Source organism: Nocardia cerradoensis NBRC 101014 (genome assembly GCF_000308535.1).
GTDB classification, from domain to species: Bacteria; Actinomycetota; Actinomycetes; order Mycobacteriales; family Mycobacteriaceae; genus Nocardia; species Nocardia cerradoensis.
The window spans coordinates 92,284-113,170 of the sequence record NZ_BAFW01000033.1; the positions used below are offsets into that span (position 1 = coordinate 92,284).

Annotated in this window: 24 protein-coding genes; 15 read left to right on the forward strand and 9 right to left on the reverse strand. The window is 66.8% G+C overall.

Annotation, left to right across the window (positions count from 1 at the left end; genetic code table 11):
- Nucleotides 1-62: 62 nt before the first annotated feature.
- Nucleotides 63-995, reverse strand: coding sequence for an epoxide hydrolase EphH (ephH, locus tag ON23_RS05030; RefSeq protein WP_223273386.1), 933 nt, complete (start codon nt 993-995; stop codon nt 63-65).
- Nucleotides 996-1,009: 14 nt separating this feature from the next.
- Between ephH and ON23_RS05035 the strand changes: the two genes are divergently transcribed.
- Nucleotides 1,010-1,798 carry an exodeoxyribonuclease III gene (locus tag ON23_RS05035; RefSeq protein ID WP_083903702.1) on the forward strand — a complete coding sequence of 263 codons (789 nt, stop codon included), beginning with the start codon at nt 1,010-1,012 and terminating at the stop codon, nt 1,796-1,798.
- Between the two features lie 107 nt (nt 1,799-1,905).
- On the opposite strand, the gene ON23_RS05040 is transcribed toward ON23_RS05035, so the two are convergent.
- Genes ON23_RS05040 through ON23_RS05050 form a run of 3 tightly spaced genes read right to left on the reverse strand, consistent with a single transcriptional unit; the run spans nt 1,906 to nt 3,573 of the window.
- On the reverse strand, nt 1,906-2,742 hold the full coding sequence (locus ON23_RS05040) for a helix-turn-helix domain-containing protein (RefSeq protein WP_039776651.1): 837 nt from the start codon (nt 2,740-2,742) through the stop codon (nt 1,906-1,908).
- On the reverse strand, nt 2,739-3,263 hold the full coding sequence (locus ON23_RS05045) for a DUF6879 family protein (protein ID WP_039776652.1): 525 nt from the start codon (nt 3,261-3,263) through the stop codon (nt 2,739-2,741). The genes ON23_RS05040 and ON23_RS05045 overlap by 4 nt, the downstream gene beginning before the upstream one ends.
- Complete coding sequence (locus ON23_RS05050) at nt 3,232-3,573, reverse strand: hypothetical protein (protein WP_039776654.1); 342 nt, start codon at nt 3,571-3,573, stop codon at nt 3,232-3,234. Before ON23_RS05050 ends, ON23_RS05045 begins: the two co-directional genes overlap by 32 nt.
- A 688-nt stretch (nt 3,574-4,261) precedes the next feature.
- Between ON23_RS05050 and ON23_RS05055 the strand changes: the two genes are divergently transcribed.
- The 4 genes from ON23_RS05055 (at nt 4,262) to ON23_RS05070 (ending at nt 6,549) form a co-directional block, all read left to right on the forward strand.
- A complete protein-coding gene (locus tag ON23_RS05055; protein WP_039776656.1) occupies nt 4,262-4,681 on the forward strand; it encodes a hypothetical protein in 420 nt (139 codons plus the stop codon).
- Nucleotides 4,678-5,130 (forward strand): hypothetical protein, encoded by a 453-nt coding sequence (locus ON23_RS05060; RefSeq protein ID WP_039776657.1) that lies wholly within the window; start codon nt 4,678-4,680, stop codon nt 5,128-5,130. Before ON23_RS05055 ends, ON23_RS05060 begins: the two co-directional genes overlap by 4 nt.
- A 391-nt stretch (nt 5,131-5,521) precedes the next feature.
- Entirely contained in the window at nt 5,522-6,028 is a 507-nt protein-coding gene (locus tag ON23_RS05065) for a guanyl-specific ribonuclease (protein ID WP_306307101.1), read from the forward strand.
- Nucleotides 6,028-6,549, forward strand: a complete 522-nt coding sequence (locus tag ON23_RS05070) for a barstar family protein (RefSeq protein ID WP_039776659.1) — start codon at nt 6,028-6,030, stop codon at nt 6,547-6,549. The genes ON23_RS05065 and ON23_RS05070 overlap by 1 nt, the downstream gene beginning before the upstream one ends.
- A 6-nt stretch (nt 6,550-6,555) precedes the next feature.
- Here the strand turns inward: ON23_RS05070 and ON23_RS05075 are convergent, their stop codons facing one another.
- Nucleotides 6,556-7,263: a TetR/AcrR family transcriptional regulator gene (locus tag ON23_RS05075; RefSeq protein ID WP_039776660.1), complete on the reverse strand. Its 708-nt coding sequence runs from the start codon at nt 7,261-7,263 to the stop codon at nt 6,556-6,558.
- Nucleotides 7,264-7,362: 99 nt separating this feature from the next.
- On the opposite strand from ON23_RS05075, the gene ON23_RS05080 reads away from it, so the two are divergent.
- The 3 genes from ON23_RS05080 (at nt 7,363) to yhjD (ending at nt 10,486) form a co-directional block, all read left to right on the forward strand.
- Nucleotides 7,363-8,295 (forward strand): oxygenase MpaB family protein, encoded by a 933-nt coding sequence (locus ON23_RS05080; RefSeq protein ID WP_039776661.1) that lies wholly within the window; start codon nt 7,363-7,365, stop codon nt 8,293-8,295.
- 104 nt (nt 8,296-8,399) lie between these two features.
- Nucleotides 8,400-9,422, forward strand: a complete 1,023-nt coding sequence (gene trpS, locus ON23_RS05085) for a tryptophan--tRNA ligase (RefSeq protein ID WP_039776663.1) — start codon at nt 8,400-8,402, stop codon at nt 9,420-9,422.
- Nucleotides 9,423-9,472: 50 nt separating this feature from the next.
- The gene (gene yhjD, locus ON23_RS05090) at nt 9,473-10,486 is read left to right on the forward strand and encodes an inner membrane protein YhjD (protein ID WP_039776664.1); all 1,014 of its coding nucleotides are present in this window, start codon (nt 9,473-9,475) and stop codon (nt 10,484-10,486) included.
- 21 nt (nt 10,487-10,507) lie between these two features.
- Here the strand turns inward: yhjD and ON23_RS05095 are convergent, their stop codons facing one another.
- On the reverse strand, nt 10,508-10,939 hold the full coding sequence (locus tag ON23_RS05095; RefSeq protein ID WP_157170169.1) for a YbaB/EbfC family nucleoid-associated protein: 432 nt from the start codon (nt 10,937-10,939) through the stop codon (nt 10,508-10,510).
- A gap of 104 nt (nt 10,940-11,043) precedes the next feature.
- Here ON23_RS05095 and ON23_RS05100 point away from each other — a divergent pair, with 104 nt between their 5' ends.
- The 4 genes from ON23_RS05100 to ON23_RS05115 all read left to right on the forward strand — a co-directional run bounded on the left by ON23_RS05100 (nt 11,044) and on the right by ON23_RS05115 (nt 13,866).
- Nucleotides 11,044-11,553, forward strand: a complete 510-nt coding sequence (locus ON23_RS05100; RefSeq protein ID WP_039776665.1) for a YbaB/EbfC family nucleoid-associated protein — start codon at nt 11,044-11,046, stop codon at nt 11,551-11,553.
- A 7-nt stretch (nt 11,554-11,560) separates the two neighbouring features.
- The gene (locus ON23_RS35765) at nt 11,561-11,920 is read left to right on the forward strand and encodes a WXG100 family type VII secretion target (RefSeq protein WP_051042011.1); all 360 of its coding nucleotides are present in this window, start codon (nt 11,561-11,563) and stop codon (nt 11,918-11,920) included.
- Nucleotides 11,921-11,923: 3 nt separating this feature from the next.
- Nucleotides 11,924-13,144, forward strand: coding sequence for a WXG100-like domain-containing protein (locus tag ON23_RS35770; RefSeq protein WP_051042014.1), 1,221 nt, complete (start codon nt 11,924-11,926; stop codon nt 13,142-13,144).
- A 98-nt stretch (nt 13,145-13,242) separates the two neighbouring features.
- The gene (locus ON23_RS05115) at nt 13,243-13,866 is read left to right on the forward strand and encodes an antibiotic biosynthesis monooxygenase (RefSeq protein ID WP_039776666.1); all 624 of its coding nucleotides are present in this window, start codon (nt 13,243-13,245) and stop codon (nt 13,864-13,866) included.
- A 24-nt stretch (nt 13,867-13,890) separates the two neighbouring features.
- Here the strand turns inward: ON23_RS05115 and ON23_RS39115 are convergent, their stop codons facing one another.
- Nucleotides 13,891-15,267: a serine/threonine-protein kinase gene (locus ON23_RS39115; RefSeq protein ID WP_051042016.1), complete on the reverse strand. Its 1,377-nt coding sequence runs from the start codon at nt 15,265-15,267 to the stop codon at nt 13,891-13,893.
- Nucleotides 15,268-15,518: 251 nt separating this feature from the next.
- On the opposite strand from ON23_RS39115, the gene ON23_RS05125 reads away from it, so the two are divergent.
- The gene (locus ON23_RS05125; RefSeq protein ID WP_039776668.1) at nt 15,519-16,397 is read left to right on the forward strand and encodes a helix-turn-helix domain-containing protein; all 879 of its coding nucleotides are present in this window, start codon (nt 15,519-15,521) and stop codon (nt 16,395-16,397) included.
- Nucleotides 16,397-16,597, forward strand: a complete 201-nt coding sequence (locus tag ON23_RS05130; RefSeq protein WP_039776709.1) for a DUF397 domain-containing protein — start codon at nt 16,397-16,399, stop codon at nt 16,595-16,597. The genes ON23_RS05125 and ON23_RS05130 overlap by 1 nt, the downstream gene beginning before the upstream one ends.
- Before the next feature lie 36 nt (nt 16,598-16,633).
- Here the strand turns inward: ON23_RS05130 and ON23_RS05135 are convergent, their stop codons facing one another.
- Both ON23_RS05135 and ON23_RS05140 read right to left on the reverse strand, forming a co-directional pair.
- A complete protein-coding gene (locus ON23_RS05135; protein WP_083903704.1) occupies nt 16,634-17,734 on the reverse strand; it encodes an NAD(P)-dependent oxidoreductase in 1,101 nt (366 codons plus the stop codon).
- Between the two features lie 34 nt (nt 17,735-17,768).
- Complete coding sequence (locus tag ON23_RS05140) at nt 17,769-19,082, reverse strand: serine hydrolase (RefSeq protein ID WP_039776669.1); 1,314 nt, start codon at nt 19,080-19,082, stop codon at nt 17,769-17,771.
- A gap of 305 nt (nt 19,083-19,387) precedes the next feature.
- On the opposite strand from ON23_RS05140, the gene ON23_RS05145 reads away from it, so the two are divergent.
- Nucleotides 19,388-20,848: an MFS transporter gene (locus ON23_RS05145; RefSeq protein WP_051042033.1), complete on the forward strand. Its 1,461-nt coding sequence runs from the start codon at nt 19,388-19,390 to the stop codon at nt 20,846-20,848.
- Nucleotides 20,849-20,887: the final 39 nt, after the last annotated feature.

The following is a 20,887-nucleotide window of genomic DNA, read 5'->3' on the forward strand; positions in this document are numbered from 1 at the left end:
CGCCACGTGATGGCGGCCGGCGGATCGGCGCCGAGGGGTTCGAACCGATCCGCCGGCCTTTCTCACACCGCCCGCAGACGCGTGCGGCTGGCATAGACGTGCTCGGCGATGAGGGTCGCGATGCGGTCGGGAGCCTCCAGCATCGGAACGTGACCGACGCCGTGCACCAGGATGCGGTCCGCCGTCTCGGGCAGTTCCCGCAGAAAACGCTTGGCGTACATGCGATTCGGGATTATCCGGTCGTATTCGCACATCAGCAGCCGCACCGGCGTCCGCACCGTGGACAGATCGTCGAGGACGGCCATCCGCAAACCACTGGCGATCAACGGCAGCATGGCCGCGCAGTGGGTTGCCGACATGATCGCCGCCTCCACTCCGCGCCGGGGCGCCGCGGCGACGTTCTTGCTCAGCAGCATGGCGGTGGCACGCCGGACCGGCGCGCTGAACCGGATCGAGGCGGGCAGGCGCTTGCCGATTTCCACGATGGGAACCAGCGACAGGAACTCGAGCCCCACCCGCAACTGGGCCAGCGACGGATTGTGCCATCCACCAGCGGGTGCGATGGCGGTGAGCGTGCGTGCCCGGCCGCGGCGGGCCAATTCGAAGCCGACCCAGCCGCCGAGCGAGTTGCCCGCGATATGGCAGGTGCGCCAGCCCAATTCGTCGAGTTGTTCCTCCACTCGGTCGGCGAGCAGATTCACGTCGATGTACCAGCCGCTGAGGTCGGGGCCGCCCCAATGCCCGGCGAAGGCCGGAGCGAACACCTCGCAAGTAGCGGACAATCGGGACGCGACGTCCTCCCAGCAGTGCGGCGACATGAGAAAACCGTGCAACAGCAGCAGCGGATCACCCGATCCGGTGTGCAGGGCTGTCATCGGCGCAAGGGAGGTGGCGGGTTGGGTGGTGCCGGACGTCATCGTCGTCACCCCTTCCGGATCGGCGGCGGCCTGCTCGGCGTGGCCGCGATGTCCGCGAGGACGGGTTGATTCCCGCATTGTACGGTCGATACGTGGCCAGCATCATCAGTTCCGTCAACGTCAATGGCATACGCGCAGCTACCGGCAAGACCGGGAAGGGAATGCTCGAATGGCTCGCAGTGACCGAGGCCGACATCATCTGCCTGCAGGAGACCCGGGCAACCGATGAGCAGACCCGCAGGGCGCTGGCGCCGGTCCTCGACGCCGGGTGGTTCCTCGCCCACGCCGAGCCGGGAGCCAAGGGCCGCGCCGGGGTCGGCATCCTGTCGCGCCGCGAACCCACCCGCGTGCGAATCGGCCTCGGCAGCACCGAATTCGACGGCGTCGGCCGCTACGTGGAAGCCGACTTCGACGAGGTGACCGTCGCGAGCGTCTACGTGCACACCGGCGAGGCCGGCACTCCCATGCAGGACGAGAAATATCGTTTCCTCGGCGAACTGGGCGCGCATATGAAGGCGCAGACCCGCGACTTCGTGATCTGCGGCGACTGGAACGTCGCCCACACCGAACTCGACATCAAGAACTGGAAGGGCAACGTCAAGAACTCCGGCTTCCTGCCCGGCGAGCGGGCCTGGATCGACGAGATGCTGGCCGCGGGCTACGTCGACGTGGTCCGCCAACTCCATCCGGGCGTGCCCGGCCCCTACAGCTGGTGGTCCTACCGCGGCCGCGCCTACGACAACGACGCCGGGTGGAGGATCGACTACCACCTCGCGCGCGGCGCGATCGCCGGCCGCGCGAAGCAGGCCGTGGTGGAACGCGCCCCCGAGTACGCACTGCGCTGGTCGGACCACGCCCCGGTCACGGTGCAGTACCGCTGAACCTGATCAACTGCGGTGCTGATGTCGTGTCCGCATCGGAGGGAGTTCGCCCCGATTCGGCCTGGGGATCGTCTGCCCGGCGAACAACTCCGCGGCTCAGGGCACGATCAAGGTGTGCGTGCGTCGAGCGCCTTGCGGATTAAATCTCGTGCGGCCTCACCGGTTGCGGACTGAGCGGCCAGCACATCGAACGCGCGGGCGTAGATCGCGATTTCTCGCGGTTGCGTAATCGTCAGCTCCGCCGTGATGCCTTCCACCGTGACCATATGTGAGTCGAACATGACGAAGTTCGTTGTCTGCATCGGCGGGCCTGCTTGCGCCGGAACGATTCCGAGCCGAACCCGGGAGAGGCCGATCACCGCCATCAGCCTGTCCAGTTGCCCAACCATTACGGCGTCGGTGCCAACCGAGGTATATAAAGTTTGCTCAGCGATGAGGATGTGAAAGCGCCGTTCACCTTTGTACAGGTACTGCTGACGTTCCAGCCGCTTGGAGACCGCCTCGTCCACGTCGTCAGGAAGGCGATAGAAAGCGACTGAATGCCTCAGGATGGCTTCGGCGTACTCGGCAGTCTGAAGAATGCCGGGAACAACGACCGGCTGATAGATCCTCATCAGCTTCGAGCGCTCAGCGAGCCTGGCCGACTTCTGCTGTCCCCGCTTCAGCCCCGCCGCGTGCTGACGCCGGTACTCCATGTACGCGGCATCTATGTTGTGGACCGTCGCCAGCAGGTCTTCGAGTTGATCACCTGCGCCCGTGTGAGCGCAGTAGGCGCGAATATCGGCGTCGGAAGGCGTGACTCTGCCGTACTCGAGCTTGGAGACCTTCGTTTCGTGCCAGCCGGACAGGCGCGCAAGCTCACGGCCCGAGATTCCCGATCTGCGCCGAATCTCACGAAGCCGCTGCCCGAGCGCCTGCCGGGCCCCATGCACGCCGTTGCTCACCTTCGAAGGTCTACCGCATACTCGGTGTACGGCGTAGCGAGCTGCCACAGGCGCGTTTTCACCTGTCGGCATCGGTCGACAATCCACGGGTCGGTGGTTAGAGCCGAAGCCCCGGCCGCGCGGCCGTTCTCGTCGACGAGGTTGAACACCACCCGTTCGTCATCCAGCAGCCAGAAGTCATCTGCGGGCACCGCTCCTGCGAGATGCCGGGGCAAGTACCGAATATCTTCACCCGCTTCGGTATTCAGCGCAGTAATCGTGAGCGACCACCGTTGGTAGTCCACGTGCGGAACGGTGATGACGCGGACGCGGGTCACGCGCACACCCCTCCCGGTCGTCTCACGGACGAGCTGCCCCCACGATTCGAACCAGGCGTTGTCGTCCGGCTCACCGTTCAGGAACCGCCGCAGCGGCTCCGATTCGTTGGGTACCGCATAGGTGTCCCTGACCTCGAGGTGAAACGCTTCCCGCTGGCACTGCCCGAACAGATCAGGCCACGGATCGCCGTGAAGCAGTTGCACCGTAGAACGTCCTTTCTGCCTTCGGGACTTCGATAGCCGTCTCGTCGGTCTCGATCATCATCTGGTCCAGCGTCTCACGGTCGGTGATCGGGTGACCCGACACGAGGAACGTGCCTCGGCCGGTGTCGGTCAAGGTAGTACCGACGAACGTGTCGGGTTCCAGGAAGCCGAGCAGCAGGTGAGGAATCTCCACCGTCTCCGGCCGGTCGGTCACCCAACCGATAATCGCGTAACTGGCCTGGTCAGTGGCATAGAGGGTCGGGCAATCGTTGGTTCCCGAACCACCCTTACCAAGGAAACGCAAGAGCATAGTCCAGCTCCGTATCTGCTTGTATGCACGGACTTTCCGTGCCGAGTTCCATGATCCCTCGAGTAGTCCCAGTTAGATAGCTGGTCACTAAATACGAGCAAGTTTTATCAAACTCATGGACCCGCCTGAGAGTGTGTTCGTACCGTTCCGACCGAGCCCCGGCACCGGATCGAAAACCGACTTCTCCGGTGCTGGGTGCTTGACCAAGCGGACGAACGGTCCGCCCTGGAGACTCACCGCACATAGGGGCCGAGATGAGTGGACATGGAGACCGACCAGCCCGGCGCACAAGGCTTTACACCTTTCCGGGTGGAGTGCTGGAGGTGCAGGCGTACCCCGGAGACCAACCGGGTGTCGGCGTGTATCTGGAGTACCGGCAGTCATGCAATAGCGCTCGGACGTTGGGCCCAGGCGAAGCCGAACGGCTCGGTTCGGCGGACATCGACGCGGAGGGCGCCTGATGGGGCTGTTCGTCGCGTTCGCGGTGCCGTTGGTGGCGTTCTTGGCAGTGCTGTTCTGGCCTCGAAAGCAGTGAAGAGATGCTCGGCGAACGCAGGGAACCGGGAACCTACATGGTCCGCGAACTGGCTACCGGCACGAAGGCGGAGCTGTTGCCGGTGGAGGTGATTATGCGGTTCCGTGACGCCCTCGAATCCGTAAGTGACAACCGAAATACCCAGGGGGATACATGAATACGCGATGGAGTCTCGTTCTCGCTGCGGCGCTCATCGGCATAGTTTCGGCGTTCACGCTCGGCGCCGGCTCCGCTCATGCCGACGCTGAACGGCAGGACGGCCCGGTGACGCTGTACGTGTCGGGGGAAGGGCTGATTGTCTACAAAGTGGTTACGACGCTGGCCGTGGCGCACGGCTACAGCGGGAACCTTCAGGCGTACTACCTGATCGTGCCTCCGGGTGGCAACGCTGCGAAGGCTGAGAAGAAGTACAGCGAGCATGTGTTCGAGGGTCCGTTGCGACCAGGTGTAGCCCGAGATTCCTACGGTCCGACGGGTGGGTTCCTGGACGGTACCCAGCTGTGTGCGGGGTGGTGGGACCCGCTGGGACACCTCACTATTCCGGGGTATCCGTGTGTGAGGATTCATTCGTGACATCGCTCGCAGACGAAGGCTGGACGCCGGTAACCGCGGAGCGGACCGACGGTGGCTACACGTGGCGCGTGTGGTGCCACCCTGACCAGCCGGACTGGACCTATGTGGAAGCTCGCAGCGAGGCCGGCCGGGTGTTCGCCGGAGGCATCGGGGGCCGAAGAGGGCCGGACGAAGGGGTCCGCTTCTGGGTCGGCAAAGACGACGGTTTTCCGACCTTCGTCGGGGTTCGGTTCCCTGCCGAATTTTCTGATATCGAGATCGAGACGACTCACCGTGTGGTGACTGTCGGTGCCGATCAGACCGAAGCTCACTTCGGGATGCGGTACTACGCGATGCCGTTGGGAGAGGACGAAGAGCTGTGCGGTGTCACCGGCGGAGGTGAACGCAAGCGCTACACACCTGCCCCGGCAATCGGTACGGGTGAGACCGGCTTCTATCCGTCCGAGTGACAGGTAGCCGTCACCGGCACAGTCAGGGTGGTGTACCGGATTACCGGTATGTGTTCGTGGTTTGGGCGCCCGTGAACTTTCCGTGCAAACCTCCGCAAAACTGCGGCAAAAATGCGAAAAACGGCTAGGTTTGCACGATTTGTTCGCCGTCACGGGCAGTGCGAGTTATCCGTCCCGCTACCGATAGCTGCGGCGATGACAACTCGCCCCCGTGACGCCGCATCAACCTTTCCGGACACGACACCGGGTGGTCCCGTAGGTTTGTCTGTCGTGAACGAGGGCCGCGCTACCATCCGGCCGACGGGGCGGCGAGTCGACTCGTCGTTCTCCCCGTCAGTGTGGACGGGACCTCCGCAAGTCCGGCAGCACCGATGAACAGGCACCGATGAACATGTCCGACAAGAGAATTCGCATCCTGATGGTTCTGGGTGGGCTGGTGATCGCGGCGATCGTGGCCGGGGTCCTGGGCCTGCGCGGCGGTTCCACCACGCACGACACCGCGAGTTCGGTGGCGGCGACCGTGCACTCCACCAAGGCCGCGCAGTCCACCACCGCATCCGCCAAGCCCGTGCCCGGCAACGGCGCGACACCCGCCGCGTCGGCGACCCGGGCGCCGGGCGTGCCCGATCGCGCCTACGCCACCCTCGTCGAGATCGACGCCGGACGCTGGCCCGGTTCGGCGAACGCGCCGGGCACCAAGGGTGGTGATCAGTGGATGAACCGCGCCGGGACCCTGCCGAAGACCGACTCGAGCGGTAAGGCGATCACCTATCAGGAATGGGACGTCAACCCGAAGCAACGCGGCCAGACCCGCGACGCCGAACGCATCGTGACCGGCAGTGACGGATCGGCCTACTACACCGGCGACCACTACCAGACCTTCACGAGGATGCGCTGATGGCCGAAACCATGTCGTTGTCGCAGTTCCTGGCCCCGGCCGCCGGCTCCGATGCGGCTGCGGCGCGGCAGAACGGCCGCGCCCACCGGGCCGCGGCGGGGCCGGTCCTCGGCGCCCTCGACGTCGACGCCGGACCGTTCAGCGGGGTGCGATTCCAGGTCCCGGACGGGTTTATCGCCCGCGAGCTCCGGGGCACGAAGATGCGCACCACCGCGGGCGTTTTCGACGAATTCGCCGCCGCCCTGCAGTTTCCCTACTATTTCGGCGACAACCGCGACGCCTTCGACGAATGTCTGCGCGATCTGGACGAATTCGTCGGCGAAGCGCCGGGTTACGTTGTGGTGATCCGTGATTCGAGCGGGCTGCTGGCCGACCAGCGCGAGGATCTGGAATGGTTCGCCGACGCGATGACTCAGGCGGCCGAGTACTGGGCCGGGCACGGCACGGTCTTCCGGGTGGTGCTGCAACAGCATCCGGCGGTGCTGTCGCCGGTCGAGCTCACCATGGCCGATCCGGCGTGAGGCCCTTCAGCGGAGTCGCTGGGCGAGATCCTCACCGAGGAGGACGAACACGTCGGTCGTCTCGTCGATGAGCTGTTCCCGCGTCATATCGATGTCGCCCTGCAACCAGCTGGTGAGCGTCTGGACCAGCCCGCCCACCAGGTAGGTCGCGCGGAAACCGATCGCCGGGTCCGGAGTGGGTGTGCTCAGGGCGTAGAAGTCGATGCCGCGCGCGGCGACCAGATTCGCGAACGACGCGATCGTCTGCAGGGTGCGTGAGCGCAGCTCCGGCGTGGAGGCGCTCACCGCCAGCGCCACCTGGGCCTTACGTGGATCGTCGGTCAGCACGTGAATACCGGCCGCGACGGCGGCATGCGCCATCGTGCGGGTTTCCGGCCGCATCCGGCGTGCGGACGGGTTGGCGGCGTTCTCCCGCGCGGCAGACGGAGTGTCCGCGGCGGATCCGCCGGCCACCTCCTGCAACGCCTGCACGATGGCGGACGCCAGCTCCTCGGCGATGCCGTCGAACAGTGCGGTCAAAACGGCGTCGCGGCCGGTGAACTGTTCGTAGTAGTACCGCTCGTTCAGCCCGGCCTGGGCGCACAGCCCGGCGACCGTCAGCTTGTCCACGCCCTGGGTGCCGATGATCTCGAGTGCCGCGTCGAGCAGCGCGGCACGCCGGCCCGCGCGCCGCTCGGCGGCCGAGATACCGCCATAGGTCCGCTGTGCCGTCACGGTCCGATTGTGGCACGGACGCAATTCTGGCATGGACTCTTGCCAGAACACGGGTTTCTGGTGGATGCTATTGCCAGATTCCATGCGAGGAGGGCGACGATGCCTGGTCCGGGATATTTCTCCGACGATTCGATGATCCGCCGGGTGATGCGCAAGCGCGCGGTGGGACTGACCTACGGCCTGCGGGCGCTCGTGATCGGGGCGGTCCATCCGCTGCTGTTCGTCGGCACCGCCGAGAACACCGCTCACCGCGCCACCCCTTACACGCGGCTGGCGCTCACCGGCCGGCTGTTCGAGGCGGTGTTCCTCGGCGACAGGGACGAGGCCGACCGGGCGCTCGCGTTCACCCGCAAACGGCATGTCCCCGTCGAAGGTGTGCTGCCCGAGGACGCGGGCCCGCATCATCCGGCGGGTTCGCACTACTCCGCGCTGGACCCGCACCTGATGTTCATGACCATGGCGTTCACCGCCGACTCCGCCGAGGTCATGCACGACCTGCTGGTACGCAAACTGACTCCGGGCGAGCGGGAGGACCTGTACCAGGACTACGTGCGCTGGGGTGAATTGTTCGGCATGCCGCGTTCGGCCGCTCCCGCCGACTATCCGGCCTTCCGGCGGGTCTTCGATGCCTACCTCGCCTCGGACGAGCTGTATCTGACCGACGAGGCGCGGCTCGTGGGCTCGTATCTGGCGGGTAAGCAGGTGCCGCATCCGCTGCCGCGCCCGTTCCAGCAGGCCAGCAGCGGGGCGCATCTGCTGGTCCAGGGCTCGCTGCCACCGCGGATCCGGCGGATGTACGACATTCGATGGGGTCGGCGTGAAGAGCTCGCGTACCGGGGACTCGCGCAGGCCGTGCGCACCGCCCACGTGCGCCCGCCGTTCGCGCCGCCGGTGCTGCGCGACACCCTGTCCGGCCCGAGCGCCCCGGTCTATCGCCTGATCACGCGGCGGGAGAAAGACCTGGTCGCCAGCGGTAGGTCGAGTATGCCGGGGGTGGATCCGCGCAACTACGCCGAACGGCACGCGGTCTGAGCGAGGCCGCCCCGCACGCTGCCGAGAGCGCCGGCCGTGCGGGGTGGCGCACGTCCTCGCTCCCTCGGGAAAAACCGCTTGGGCGTGCATGGGAAGATCGGTTCATGTCCAGTCCTGCCCCCAGCGAACGCAAGCAGCGGGTCCTCTCCGGCGTCCAGCCGACCAGCGACTCCTTCCACCTCGGCAACTACCTTGGTGCGCTGCAGTATTGGGTGCCGCTGCAGGACGACTACGAGGCGCTCTACTTCATCCCGGACATGCACGCCATCACGGTGTCGCAGGACCCCAAGCAGCTGCGCAGCCGCACTTTGCACAGTGTCGCGCAGCTGCTCGCGATAGGTATCGACCCCAAACGGTCCACCCTGTTCGTGCAGAGTCAGGTGCCCGAGCACGCCGAGCTCACCTGGGTGCTGAGCTGCATCACCGGCTTCGGCGAGGCCAGCCGGATGACCCAGTTCAAGGACAAGTCGGCCAAACAGGGTTCCGACAACGCGACCGTCGGCCTGTTCACCTACCCGATCCTGATGGCGGCCGACATCCTGCTGTACCGCCCGCAGCTGGTCCCGGTCGGTGAGGATCAGCGCCAGCACCTGGAGCTGACCCGAAACCTGGCGCAGCGCTTCAACACTCGCTTCAAGAAGACCTTCGTGGTCCCCGAACCGCATATCGTCACCGGCACGGCGAAGATCTACGACCTGCAGGATCCGACCTCCAAGATGAGCAAGTCCGCCGCCAGCGACGCGGGCCTGATCAGTCTGCTCGACGATCCGAAGGTCTCGGCGAAGAAGATCCGTTCGGCCGTCACCGACACCGAACGGGAGATTCGCTACGACCCGGAGACCAAACCGGGCGTCAGCAACCTGCTGGTGATCCTGTCCTCGCTCACCGACACGCCCATCGTCACACTCGAAAAAGGCTTCGAGGGCAAGGGATATGGCGAGCTCAAAGCCGATGTGGCCGACGCCGTGGTGGAATTCGTGACACCGCTGCAGGCGAAAGTGCAAGAGTATCTGGACGATCAGGGCGAACTCGATCGCATTCTCGCCACCGGAGCCGAGCAGGCGCGCGAGATCGCCGGTAAGACCCTCGCGCAGGTGTACGACCGAGTAGGTTTCCTGCACCGCTGATCTGTCCGCGCGAGGCCGTGTGTTGCGGTTGAACAGGTTCGGGAGGACAGGTGCTCGACAAGGTCAAGGCGCGGATCCAACGTGAGGTGCGAGCACGGCCGTGGCTGGACCACGCCGTCCGCGCCGGCGGCAGCTACCAGCGCCAGCGTGGCGACTACTTCGCGGCCGGTATCACGTATTTCACGGTGCTCTCGCTGTTTCCGCTGCTGATGGTCGCCTTCGCCGTCGCCGGGTTCGTCCTCGCCCGCGATCCGCACCTGCTCGAGGAGTTGCGCGACAAGATTGTCGAGAACATTCCGGGCTCGTTCGGCGGCCAGGTCAACGATCTGATCGACCAGGCCATCAAGTCCCGGACCAGCGTGGGCCTCATCGGTCTGTTCATCGCCGCCTACAGCGGATTGGGCTGGATGGCCAACCTGCGCGCCGCCCTGACCGAACAGTGGGAACAGCCCGCGCACGAAGGCAATTGGTTCAAGACCAAACTGTCGGATCTGATGGCGCTGGCCGGGCTCGGCGTCGCGATGGTGGTGTCGCTGGGCCTGTCGGCGTTGTCGTCGAGTGGGCTGGCGCTGCAACTGCTGGAGAGCGTCGGGCTCGACAAGGCGCCCGGTGTGTCATGGCTGTTGCGATTGCTGACGCTGGTCCTCGCGGTGCTCGCGTCCTGGGCGGTCTTCGTCTGGATCATCGCCCGGCTGCCACGCCAGCCGGTGACCTTCACCAGCGCCGTGCGTGCGGCGTTCATCGCCGCGATCGCCTTCGAGATCTGGAAGCAGGTGGCCTCCTTCTACCTGCAGAAGGTGCTCACCAGCCCCGCGGGCGTCGCCTTCGGCTCGATCATCGGCCTCATGGTCTTCGCCTACATCACCGCCCGCATCATCCTGTTCGCCACCGCCTGGGCCGCCACCGCGCGGGAGAACGAGGTGGAGGCCGAGATCCCGGCGCCGGGACCGGCGGTGATCGAGCCGCGGATGCACGCGGGCATGACGGCCTCGACGGGCCTGGCCCTGTTCGGCGTGGGTGCGGCGCTGGGGTCGATGATCGGTATCGCGCGCCGGAAGCGGTGAGGCGGGCCGTCGGCCCGAAAGTTATTGTCCGCCCGGTGGTCTCAGCGGCGAACCGTCCGTATCGGGACCGAAGTCCGGCTCGGGTTCCGCGGGGTCGGGGAAGCGCTCGGCGTAGCGGTCGATGATGTTCGCCCCCGCTTCGTCGTCGCCGACCGTCTCGTGCACGGTCGCCGCGATCTGGTCGCGCATCCGCACCTGGGCGCGTTGCAGCGTGTGCATCAGCTCGGCGGACAGCGCGGCGGGCTCGATGCCGCGGACGGAATCGGCGAAGCGGATATCGGTGGGGATTCCCTCGCCGTCGACCGTCACCGCGATGCCCTGGCGTGAGGTTTCGGTGACGCTCAGACTCGCCATCCGGTCGCGCAGCTCCCGGTATCGCTCGGCCTTGTGTTCGAGGTCGTCGGCCCAGGCCGTCAGCTGATCGGCGGCGCCGTCCGGGTCGTTCGGATCCACGGGGACCATCCTGACACAACGGACAGGTTTGCCGGGCGCGGGAACCGGCAACCGATCCGATGCGTCGGAATACAGGACGCGACAAGTCCGATTGAGGGGAACCAGTGGATTCATCCGGCTACGATCAGCTGCGCGCGCGAACCGACGCCCTGCAGGTACAGGTCGATTCGATGCTCGAGAGCTACGAGCATCAACTGCGCGAAATCGCCACGGCCCGAGACACTTTGGCCGCAGCGACCGCGGAAGGGTGGTCCTCGGACAATCTGATCCGCGTCACCAGCAATTCGGCCGGCATCCCGATCCAGGTGTGGGTCGACCCGGCCGCGTTCAAACGCACCACTCCGGATAAGCTCGGCGACGCCATCACCGAGGCCGCACAAGCCGCTGCCCGTGCGGCGAAGTCGGAGATCGGTGCGGCGATGGCCCCGATCCTCGCCGACGAGAAGCGTTTCCACATCACGAATCCGCTCGGCGAGGACCTGAATCTGGAGCGTGTCGTGGGCGGCATCCTGCCGCCGCCCCCACAGCCGGTGGCCGAGCCGGAGCCTGTTCCGGAGCCGCCGCGTGTCGCGGACGACGACGAGGACAACGGGCCGCACTGGAAGGGTTGGTGAGCCGGAGATGACCAGCGGCAACGAGTTTCGCATCGAGCTCGACGAATTCCGGCGGCACGCACCGCGTCTGGGCCAACTCGGCAAGCAGCTCGAGCAGGATCTGAAAAATCTCACGGTCGACCTGGGTGAGGTCACCGGCAAATGGGGAGACGACATCTTCGGCTCCGCGTTCGCGCAGAACTATCTGCCGAAAGCCGAACAGGCGCTGCAGGACATCGCGAAGGCCGCGCTGATGTTCGCACATCTGGAGGAGTCGTCCGGGGCTGCCGCCGATACGCTCGAGGCCGCCGACGAGGGATTGGCCGGGGTGCTGAACACGGTGCGCGAGGCCATCGAGAAGAACGGCATCAACGGGGGGAAGGCGTAAGCGATGGGCATCGAGATCCCCGACTATCTGAAGCCGGTCGCCTCCCTCGTCGCTTGCGATTGGCCCAAGGCCGACGAAACCGCCCTGCTGCGGATGGCCGACCACTGGGAACATATGGGCGACACGCTGTCGCAGATCCGTGCGGAAGGCGACGCCGTCACCACCGCGATTCTCGCCCGCATCGACGGCCGGACCCACGAATCCATCCAGCAGTTCTGGCGCACCGCCGGTGACGACCTGGACGGTCTGGTCACCTTCTGCAAGGCGATCGCCATCGCCTGCCGGGTGATGTCCGTGCTGATTCTCGCGGTGAAGCTCTACATCATCGCGATGCTGGTCGAATTGGCGATCAACCTCGCGATCGCCGCCGCGGCGGCCGTCGAGACGCTGGGCGCGAGTATGGCCGAGGCGGCCGCGGCAGAGGTCACGACCCGCGTGGTGATCCAGCAGGCGCTGAAGCAACTACTGACGCGCATCATCAAGGAAACCGCCATCGAGGGCTTCAAGGGATTCATGAAGGGAGCCGGTAAGGAGCTGGCCTGGGAGGCGGGGGAGAACGCGCTCGGCCTGCGCGACGGCTTCAGCCTCGACGACATCGGGAAAGCCGGTCTGCACAACGGTATTTCGAGCGCCGCGAGCGGTGCGCTCGGCGGAGCTCTGCGCAAGGTCGGGGTGGACGAGCACAACAAGTCCCCCGACGGGCGCAACCCGCACACCCACGAGCCGGAGAGCCCCGGCGCGCCGAAGACCGAGGAGCGCGAGAAGTTCGAGGGCAAGGTCGGTGACTTCGGCGAGAAGGTCGCCGGCGAGGTCGTCGAGGGTCCGCAGGACGACAAGAAGCGCTTGAAGACCGACGCCACACAGCTGGCGAAGCACTGGTTCGGCCACGACTCCGGCAGCAGTACGCCGACTTCTGCCGCGCAGCTGCCGTCTTCTACCCCGAACCTCTTGTCGGACAGCGCCACCGATCCGTACAGCTGGTATCCCGATGCGAACCCCGACGGCGGCGGGCTGGACCACGGCCCGTCCGGCGCAACGGTGCCGGGTAGCGGCGACGATCCGTCCGTGCTGTACCCGGACTCGCGCCCGGACGGCGGCAATGCCGAGTCACCGCAGCCGGCCGTGAGTAGCGCCGTAGCGAGCGGCGGCTCCGGTTTCAGTCTGGATCTTGACGGTGACACCTTTTACCGGGAGGAGAACGGCGGCCGGTTGCGCCTCGACTGACGCCGAAACGGCCTATTGCGAGCGCCCGCGCATCGGAGCAGGCTGAGATGCACCGGTGGCGCCGCCGGGCGCTGCCCCGAGCAGAGAGGGGGTGGGTCGTGTTCGCACGGTCTACCACGATTCAGGCGCAACCCTCCGCTATCGATGCCGGAATTGCGCATATGCGGGACGAGGTCATGCCGGTGCTGGCCGAGACGCCCGGCTGTAGCGGGTTGTCTCTGCTGGTCGATCGCACCTTCGGTCGTTGCATCTCCACCACCGGCTGGGAATCCGAGGCCGCGATGCACGACAGCGAGAGCGCCTTCATGGCCGCGCGCGACCGGGCGGTGACGGTCTTCGGCGGCACCGCCGCGCAGGTCGCGGAATGGGAGATCGCCGTCCTGCACCGGGACCATCGCACGATGCCCGGAGCCTGCGTGCGTGTCACCTGGATCAAGACCGATCCGAGCCGCCTCGACATGTCGACCGACGCCTACCGCAACTACATCCTGCCGGGGATGGAACAACTCGAGGGATTTTGCAGCGCGAGCCTGCTGATCAACCGCGCATCCGGCCGTGCCGTCTCCTGCGGCGTCTTCGACAGCGCCGAGGCCATGCAGCGCAACCGCGAACAGTCCGCGGCACTGCGGGTCGACGCGGCCCGCCAGGTCGGCGTCGAGGCGATCGACGTGCGCGAGTTCGAACTGGCGCTGGCCCATCTGCGGGTGCCGGAACTGGTGTGAGGGCGGTGTGGAGCGGCGCCGTGGCTACTTCGGCGCCGCCAGCTGCTCCAGCTTCGCGGCGAGCCAGCGTCCGTCCACGAACTGCATGGTCAGCAGAACCGAGACCTGACTGCTCCGCTCGGTCGAGGACGTGTTGTTGGTGAGGGCCTGGGTGATGATCGCGGCGACCTCCGCGCGATCGGCATCGGAGGTCTTCACGAAACACTGAGCGTCGGACACATGGGATCGCGCCTGCGACTGGGTGACGACACCCTGCAAGGTAGGCATGGTCGACTGCATCTGGGTCTTCAGATCACCGGTGGTGGCATCGAGAACTGCCGTCTGATAATCCGCGAATTTGTCGTAGTCGTAGGTGGAGACGGTGCGGCCGAAGGCGCAGGCCGCGTCGCGGGCGGCGTCGGCCGAACGCTGGGAGTCGTCGGTGGACCTGTTGTGGTACAGGACGAATGCGCCGGCCCCGCCCGCGCCGAGGACCACCAGAACGGCCACGATCGCGGCGACGATCCACACCCAGCGGCGACCGGAGCCGGACGCCGGTGCCGGGTGCGGCGCGGGTGACGCGCTTGCGGCCGATGCGTAGTGAGCGGCCGCCGCGAGTTCGCCGCAGCTGCCGAACCGCTCCTGCGGATTCTTGGCCGTGGCCCGCGCGATCACCGCATCGAAAGCCGGTGGTAGCCAAGGGTTCTGCTGGCTCGCCGCCGGAAGCGGGAGTTTGAGGTGGGCATGGACGAGCTGAGCGGGTGAGGCGCCGGGATACGGCGGCGCTCCGGTCAGCATGTGATACAGCGTGCAGCCGAGGGCATAGACGTCGACTCGGTGGTCGACCGGCACACCGGGGTCGAGCTGTTCGGGCGCGGCGTATCGGAGGCTGGCGTGCACCTCGCCGGACCGCGTCAACTCGTTTGTATGATCGAGGATCTTCGCTATGCCGAAGTCGGCGAGGAAGACCTGCTTCGAATCACCCTGTGCGAGTAGGATGTTGGCGGGTTTCACATCGCGATGAAGCACCCCGGCGCGGTGGGCGAAGTCCAGCGCCTTGGCCGCTTCGGTGACGATCGCGACCGCGTGTTCCGGATGCATGGGGCCGTTGCGCAGCACCGCCGCGACGTCGGTGCCCTCGATGTACTGCATGGCCATCCACAGCCGATCGCCCTCCTGGCCCCGGGCGTAGACGGTCACGATGTTCGGATGTGACAGGCGCGCAATGGTATCGGCTTCCCGCAGGAACCGATGGCGGGCGTCCTCGTCCCCCGCGAAGGCGGGATTGAGCACCTTCAGGGCAGTGTAGCGCGGCAGATCGCGATCGTGAGCCAGATACACCTCGCCCATACCGCCCGCACCGAGCAGTCGCTCGATCCGGTATCCGGCAAAGACCTGCCCGTGCACCAGTGTCTGAGCCACCGGTTGTACCTCCCACCCTGAAATTCGCCCCGACCATACCGGACGCGTCGACGCCCCGAGCGGCGGCCGTCGTGGGCCCGAGCCGTGCGTGCCCCGGTGCACCGTCCGGGAGGCGGGACGAAAGACGCCGGTCGGTGCAAAGCTTCCTGGGATTATGCGGAGATCGAATGAAATTCCGCGGTGGGCGCGTCGTGGTGGTTCGGGTGATGGTGTGCTGGCGGCGTCGAATCGGAACCTGTTGGGAGGCAGCCATGTCGGAGTACGGGTCCACCTTGCCGCGACGGCAGCTCGGAAGGTATCTGCGCAACGGCCGCGAGGAATGCGGGCTGACCCTGCATCAGGCGGCGGCGCTCATTCAGCGCAGCGCGAGCACGCTGCAACGCATCGAGCACGGCATGGTCGCGCAACTGCGGGAGGTGGATATCGAAGCGCTGTGCAAGATCTACGGCTTCGAGGGGGACGCCGTGCTCGCGATGAAAGCTCTTGCGGTCCAGGGCAAAGAGCTGAGCTGGTGGTGCGAATACGGAGACGTGATTCCGGAGAACTTCGACTTCTATGTCGGGTTGGAGGCATCAGCGCGAAGTTTGAAAACTTACGAACCGGAACGCGTTCCCGGTCTTCTCCAAACGCCCGCGTATGCCGGCGCCATGTGCTCAACTGCTCATCCAGAAGACACCGCCGAAGAACATGCGCGTCGGGTGCAACTGAGGATGCGCAGGCAGACCAGAATCACACGCAAGTATCAGCCTGCCGTACTGGACGTGATTCTGCGGGAATCAGCCCTGAGGTGCGTGGTGGGCGGCCCCAAAGTGATGTCTGCGCAGTTGAAACACCTCGCGGACGTGAGTTGTCTCCCGAACGTCAGCGTGCAGGTACTGCCGGATCGCGCCGGGTTTCCTCTAGGCGAAGCAGTCGGTTCCTTTGTGATCCTCGACTTCGGCAAAGACCGCGGCGGGCAGCTCGCAGAGCCACCGGTTGTCTATGTCGAAGGCTTCATCGGGGATATGTATCTCGAAAAACCGGTAGCGGTGCAGCGGTACCATCAAGCCTACGAAGGTCTCCGGCAAAGCGTGATGGATCCGGTCGCGAGCCGATCCCTGCTCCGGCAGATAGCGAAGGAGTACGTGTGATGGTGGATCTCGCAGGTGCGCGGTGGTTCAAGAGCAGCCGTAGCGGCGGCTCCAAGAACTGTGTCGAAGTAGCGTTCCTGGCCGATAGCCTTGTAGGAGTGCGTGATTCGAAGAATATCGCCGGTCCCGCCTTGATCTTCACCGCAGCCGAATGGTCGTCGTTCACCGCGTCCGCCGCTCGTGGCGACCTCGACTGCTGATAGCGCCGACGGCCGTGGTGGGGCCCGGCGCTGCCGTCAGCCCGGTCGCGCGGTGAACTCCGCTCCGCTCCGATAGAAGCGCGAGATCGCGGTAAGCAGCTGCGCGGAACTGGCTTTCATCGCCTGCTCCGTCATTCCGCCCACATGGGGGCTGAGCGTGGTGTGCGGATTCGATGCCAGTGGAGAGGTGAAAGATGTTCCCTCCGTGGCGAATACATCGAGGGCGCCGTGGCCGAGACCGCAATCCGGGTCGCGTAGTGCCGCATCGAGAGCGTCTTCGGGAACCACGTGCGCCCGTGAGGTATTGACCAGGATCGAGCCTGGTCGCATCCACCGCAGTTCCCGCGCGCCGATGAGCCCGGCGGTCGCGGCGGTGGCCGGCACATGTACGGAGATGATGTCGCAGCCGGTCATGAGCTCGCGGAGGGTGCCGGTCCATCGCGCGGGCCAGTGCTGCGCATCCCGCGCGGTGAAACGCGGCGAGCCGTGGACCCAGACCTCGGCTCCGAACGGCGCGAGTCGTTTCGCGACTTCCCGTGCGATCGAACCACTTCCGATGAGGCCCACGCGGGCATCGGCCAGGCTTCCGGTCGGAATACCGCCGATCGCCGCAGTCCAGTCACCGGCGCGCAGTGCGGTATCGCGCCTACTGATTCCGCGGAGAGCGTCGAGCATGAGACCGATCGTCAACTCGGCGACCGCGCCGGCATTGGCGCCCGGCGTGGACAGCACGGTGACGCCTCGTTCGGCGGCAGCGTCCAGGTCGAAGCTGTCCACACCCGAGGCGGCCCTGGCGACCAGGCGCAGCGGTTGATCGTGCGTGCTCGCGGTCAGCCGCTCGAAGACGTCGCAGGTCAGCGGGATGCCGGCGCGGCATTTCAGCGCGTCGTAACCGCCGTGGCGGTCGAATGCCGCAACGATGTCGTCGGCACGGAAACCGTCGAGGTCGATCGAGTGCCACCGGCGGGAGATCTCCGAACGCAGCGTCGGATCCGCTACTCGCCGGAGGTTGGCCGTCGGAGCGAGTCCGAGCGCCGCCAGGCCCTCGAGCTCCGGGATCGCCAACTCACCCGGCGCGGGATCGATGACGAGGATGCGGGGGTGTGCGGGCCGGGTCCCTGGCTCGGCGGGTATCACCGCGTCACGCTCGCACGCTGTCTCGACGGGCCGTCTACCGCCGCGACCGTCCCATGCGTGACCAGCCGAACAAGCCCAGCGCGATGGCCGAGCCCAGCGCGCCGATGATGCCGATCGTCCGCAGGTTCGAGTTGCCGTGGGTTGTTGTCGGCGCGGCGGCGGTCGGGGTGTCGTGGGCAGGCGGGGACGCCAGCGCGACGTTGGTGTTCGAGTCCTCGCCGGTGTTCCGGTCGGGGAGGGAGCCGATGGTCGCGCCGGCGGGGAGGGCGAAGGCATAGTCCAGAAGGCGGGCGGCCTGCTCCGGTGGACGGATGGGCAGGACGTCGGCCTTGAGCAGGGTGACGACCAGGCGGTGGCCGCCCCGTTCGGCGGCGGTCACGAAGGTCTGCCGCGCATCGTCGGTGTAGCCGGTCTTGCCGCCCAGGTCGCCGTCGTAGTCGTAGAGCAGGTGGTTGTCGTTGGCGATGGGGAAGCCGGGGTGGTCCTTGTCGTCGGGGATCGTGGGATTCGCGGGGTAACCCGGGAAGTCGTACTGCTCGGTGTGGATGATCGAGGCGAAGGTGGGGTTCTGCATGTCGTGGCGGAAGATCGTCGCCAGATCGTAGGCCGAGGTGCTCATCCCGGGGCCGTCCAGGCCGGAGGGGGTGGCGGCGCGAGTGTCCATGGCCCGCAACTGTTTCGCCATCGCGTTCATCTTCGCGACGGTGGCTTCGTCGCCGCCCAGCTGGGTGGCGATGGCGTGGGCGGCGTCGTTGCCGGAGCACATCAGCAGCGCGTGGAACAGCTGGTCGTTCGTGTAGCGGCCACCCGGACCGATGCCGACGCGGGTGCCGTCGGCATTCGCGTCGTCCTGCGTGCCGATCACGACCTGGTTCGGGTCCAGCGCGGGCAGCGCGACCGCGGCCAGCAGCGTCTTGATCGTGGACGCCGGCCGGTAGCGACCGTGCGGATCCTTCGCCGCCAGCACCTTGCCGGTGTCGAGGTCGGCCACCAGCCACGCGGTCGCCGAGATGTCGGCGGGCAGCGGTGGCGCTCCGGCCGGTACCACCACTCCGCAGCGCCCGAGTTTGTCGCCGCCGATCGGATCGGACGGCACCGGCAGCGGCGACGGCGTCGTGCTGCCGGGTGCCGGGACCTCCGAGGTGTCGATCGGCGGCGGCGGGGCCGTCTTGTTCGGGCACGAATCCGTATTCGGGGTCGTGAACGGCGTGGATGGCGGCGCGGGGGCCGCGTCTGCCACGTCGAGCCCGGTGACCGTGGTGGCGCCCAGCAGCCCGGCAGTCAGTACGGCGGCCGCCAGCGCGCGGCATCGGCGGAAGCGGACGGTGCGGGACATGCGGGTGTTCATCGATATGCAGCTTATGCGGCGTGGCGCGATGGTGCCGCGAACCCTGGGGCGGTCAAGTATTGACAGAGACCATTAAATGGGAGCTACTATCAAAATATAGGCACACCCAACTGAATGGACATGTCATGAACTTGCGGAGATCATCGGAATCGCCCGCACTCGCCGAGACCGCGGCGCGAGAGAACGCGACCGGCAGCCCGAGAGCGACCGGCGGGTCGTCGGCAGCGAACCGCGAAGCGCCCACTGCCGATGCGGCGGGCGCCGGGCGGGCGCGCTGGCTCGCCCTCGGTGCGCTCGCGCTCGCCATGCTCACCATCGGACTCGACACCACCGTGCTGGTCGTCGCGCTACCCACCATGGCCATCGACCTGCACGCGAATACCGCTGCGCTGCAATGGTTCACCACCGCCTACACGCTCGCGCTCGCCGCCGTGATGCTGCCGGCGGGTGCGCTCGGCGACCGCTACGGACGCAAGAAGTTCCTGCTGGCGGCGCTGGTCGTCTTCGGCGGGGCATCGCTGTGGTGTGCGCTGGCTACCTCCGCGGGGATGTTGATCGTCGCCCGCGCGGTATTGGGTATCGCGGCGGCCGCGATGATGCCGCTGTCGATGTCGGTGCTGCCCAGCCTGTTCCCGGATCAGGCCGAACGCCAGCGCGCGCTGACGATCTGGGTCAGCTCCACCGCACTGGGGCTGCCGCTCGGCCCGATCGTGGGCGGCTGGTTGCTGAACCACTTCTGGTGGGGATCGGTGTTCTTGATCAACGTCCCCCTGGTCGTGGTCGGAGTGATCGCGGTCGCGCTGCTGGTCCCGGAGACCCGCAGCGATTCGGCCTTCCGCATCGATCTGCCGGGTGTGCTGCTCTCGGCCGCGGGCATGCTGGGATTCACCTACGGATTCATCCGCTTCGGCGAACAGGGGTGGGGCGACGGCGCGGCGTGGGCGGCGGTGGTCGCCGGTGCGGTGTTGCTGGGCGGCTTCGTCTGGTGGCAGCGGCGGATCGCGCATCCGCTGGTCGATATCGCGCTGTTCACCAACCGCGGGTTCCGTTGGGGCACCGCGTATTCGGTGTTCGTGAACTTCGCGATGTTCGGCATGTTCTTCACGGTGCCGCAGTACTTCCAGGCGGTGCTCGGCGTCGATTCCCTCGGCAGCGGGCTGCGGTTGCTGCCGCTGATCGGCGGGCTCGTCGTCGGCACGCGCGCGGTCGACAAACTGCTGCCGAAACTCGGCGCGCGGATCGTGCTCAGCGGCGGCTTCCTGATCCTCGGCGCCGGCCTCGCCATGGGCGCCATGACCGAGGTGAGCAGCGGCTACGGCTACACCGCCGCCTGGACCACGATCCTGGGCTTCGCGATGGGCCTGGTCATGCCGGCCGCGATGGGCATGGCGATGGGACAGCTCGGCGCCGAGCGCGCCGGGTCCGGCTCGGCGCTGCTGCAGGCGCTGCGCCAGGCCGGCGGCACCATCGGCGTGGCGGTGCTGGGCACCGTCCTGGCCACGCAGTATCGCTCCGACCTGGGCTCCTACAACCACGAGCCGATATCGGACGGTGTGAACGCGGGTGTGGCGGTGGCTCGGGCCACCGGTAACGCCGACATGCTCGCCCAGGTGCAATCGGCCTTCGTCTCCGGGATGGGTGCGATGCTGTGGCTGTGTGCCGGGGTGTGCGCGGTGGCGGCGCTGCTCGCCGCGATCCGGACCCGAAGCGGGGAGCCGGACCCGCACTCCGCCGACGATGCGGGAGAATCGGTGCATGTCGGCTGAGTCGAAGGCACCCGCGCGGGCCCATTCCGGGGCGACCAC

What these genes read in the sequence shown, in the direction of transcription:
- ON23_RS05065 (WP_306307101.1), top strand. Translation starts at nt 5,522, where the DNA reads ATGTCCGACAAGAGAATTCGCATCCTGATGGTTCTGGGTGGGCTGGTG.
- ON23_RS05145 (WP_051042033.1), top strand. Translation starts at nt 19,388, where the DNA reads ATGCTCACCATCGGACTCGACACCACCGTGCTGGTCGTCGCGCTACCC.
- ON23_RS05070 (WP_039776659.1), top strand. Translation starts at nt 6,028, where the DNA reads ATGGCCGAAACCATGTCGTTGTCGCAGTTCCTGGCCCCGGCCGCCGGC.
- ON23_RS05140 (WP_039776669.1), bottom strand. Translation starts at nt 19,082, where the DNA reads ATGAACACCCGCATGTCCCGCACCGTCCGCTTCCGCCGATGCCGCGCG.
- ON23_RS05080 (WP_039776661.1), top strand. Translation starts at nt 7,363, where the DNA reads ATGCCTGGTCCGGGATATTTCTCCGACGATTCGATGATCCGCCGGGTG.
- ON23_RS05050 (WP_039776654.1), bottom strand. Translation starts at nt 3,573, where the DNA reads ATGCTCTTGCGTTTCCTTGGTAAGGGTGGTTCGGGAACCAACGATTGC.
- ON23_RS05055 (WP_039776656.1), top strand. Translation starts at nt 4,262, where the DNA reads ATGAATACGCGATGGAGTCTCGTTCTCGCTGCGGCGCTCATCGGCATA.
- ON23_RS35770 (WP_051042014.1), top strand. Translation starts at nt 11,924, where the DNA reads ATGGGCATCGAGATCCCCGACTATCTGAAGCCGGTCGCCTCCCTCGTC.
- ON23_RS35765 (WP_051042011.1), top strand. Translation starts at nt 11,561, where the DNA reads ATGACCAGCGGCAACGAGTTTCGCATCGAGCTCGACGAATTCCGGCGG.
- trpS (WP_039776663.1), top strand. Translation starts at nt 8,400, where the DNA reads ATGTCCAGTCCTGCCCCCAGCGAACGCAAGCAGCGGGTCCTCTCCGGC.
- ephH (WP_223273386.1), bottom strand. Translation starts at nt 995, where the DNA reads ATGCGGGAATCAACCCGTCCTCGCGGACATCGCGGCCACGCCGAGCAG.
- ON23_RS05125 (WP_039776668.1), top strand. Translation starts at nt 15,519, where the DNA reads ATGTCGGAGTACGGGTCCACCTTGCCGCGACGGCAGCTCGGAAGGTAT.
- ON23_RS05130 (WP_039776709.1), top strand. Translation starts at nt 16,397, where the DNA reads ATGGTGGATCTCGCAGGTGCGCGGTGGTTCAAGAGCAGCCGTAGCGGC.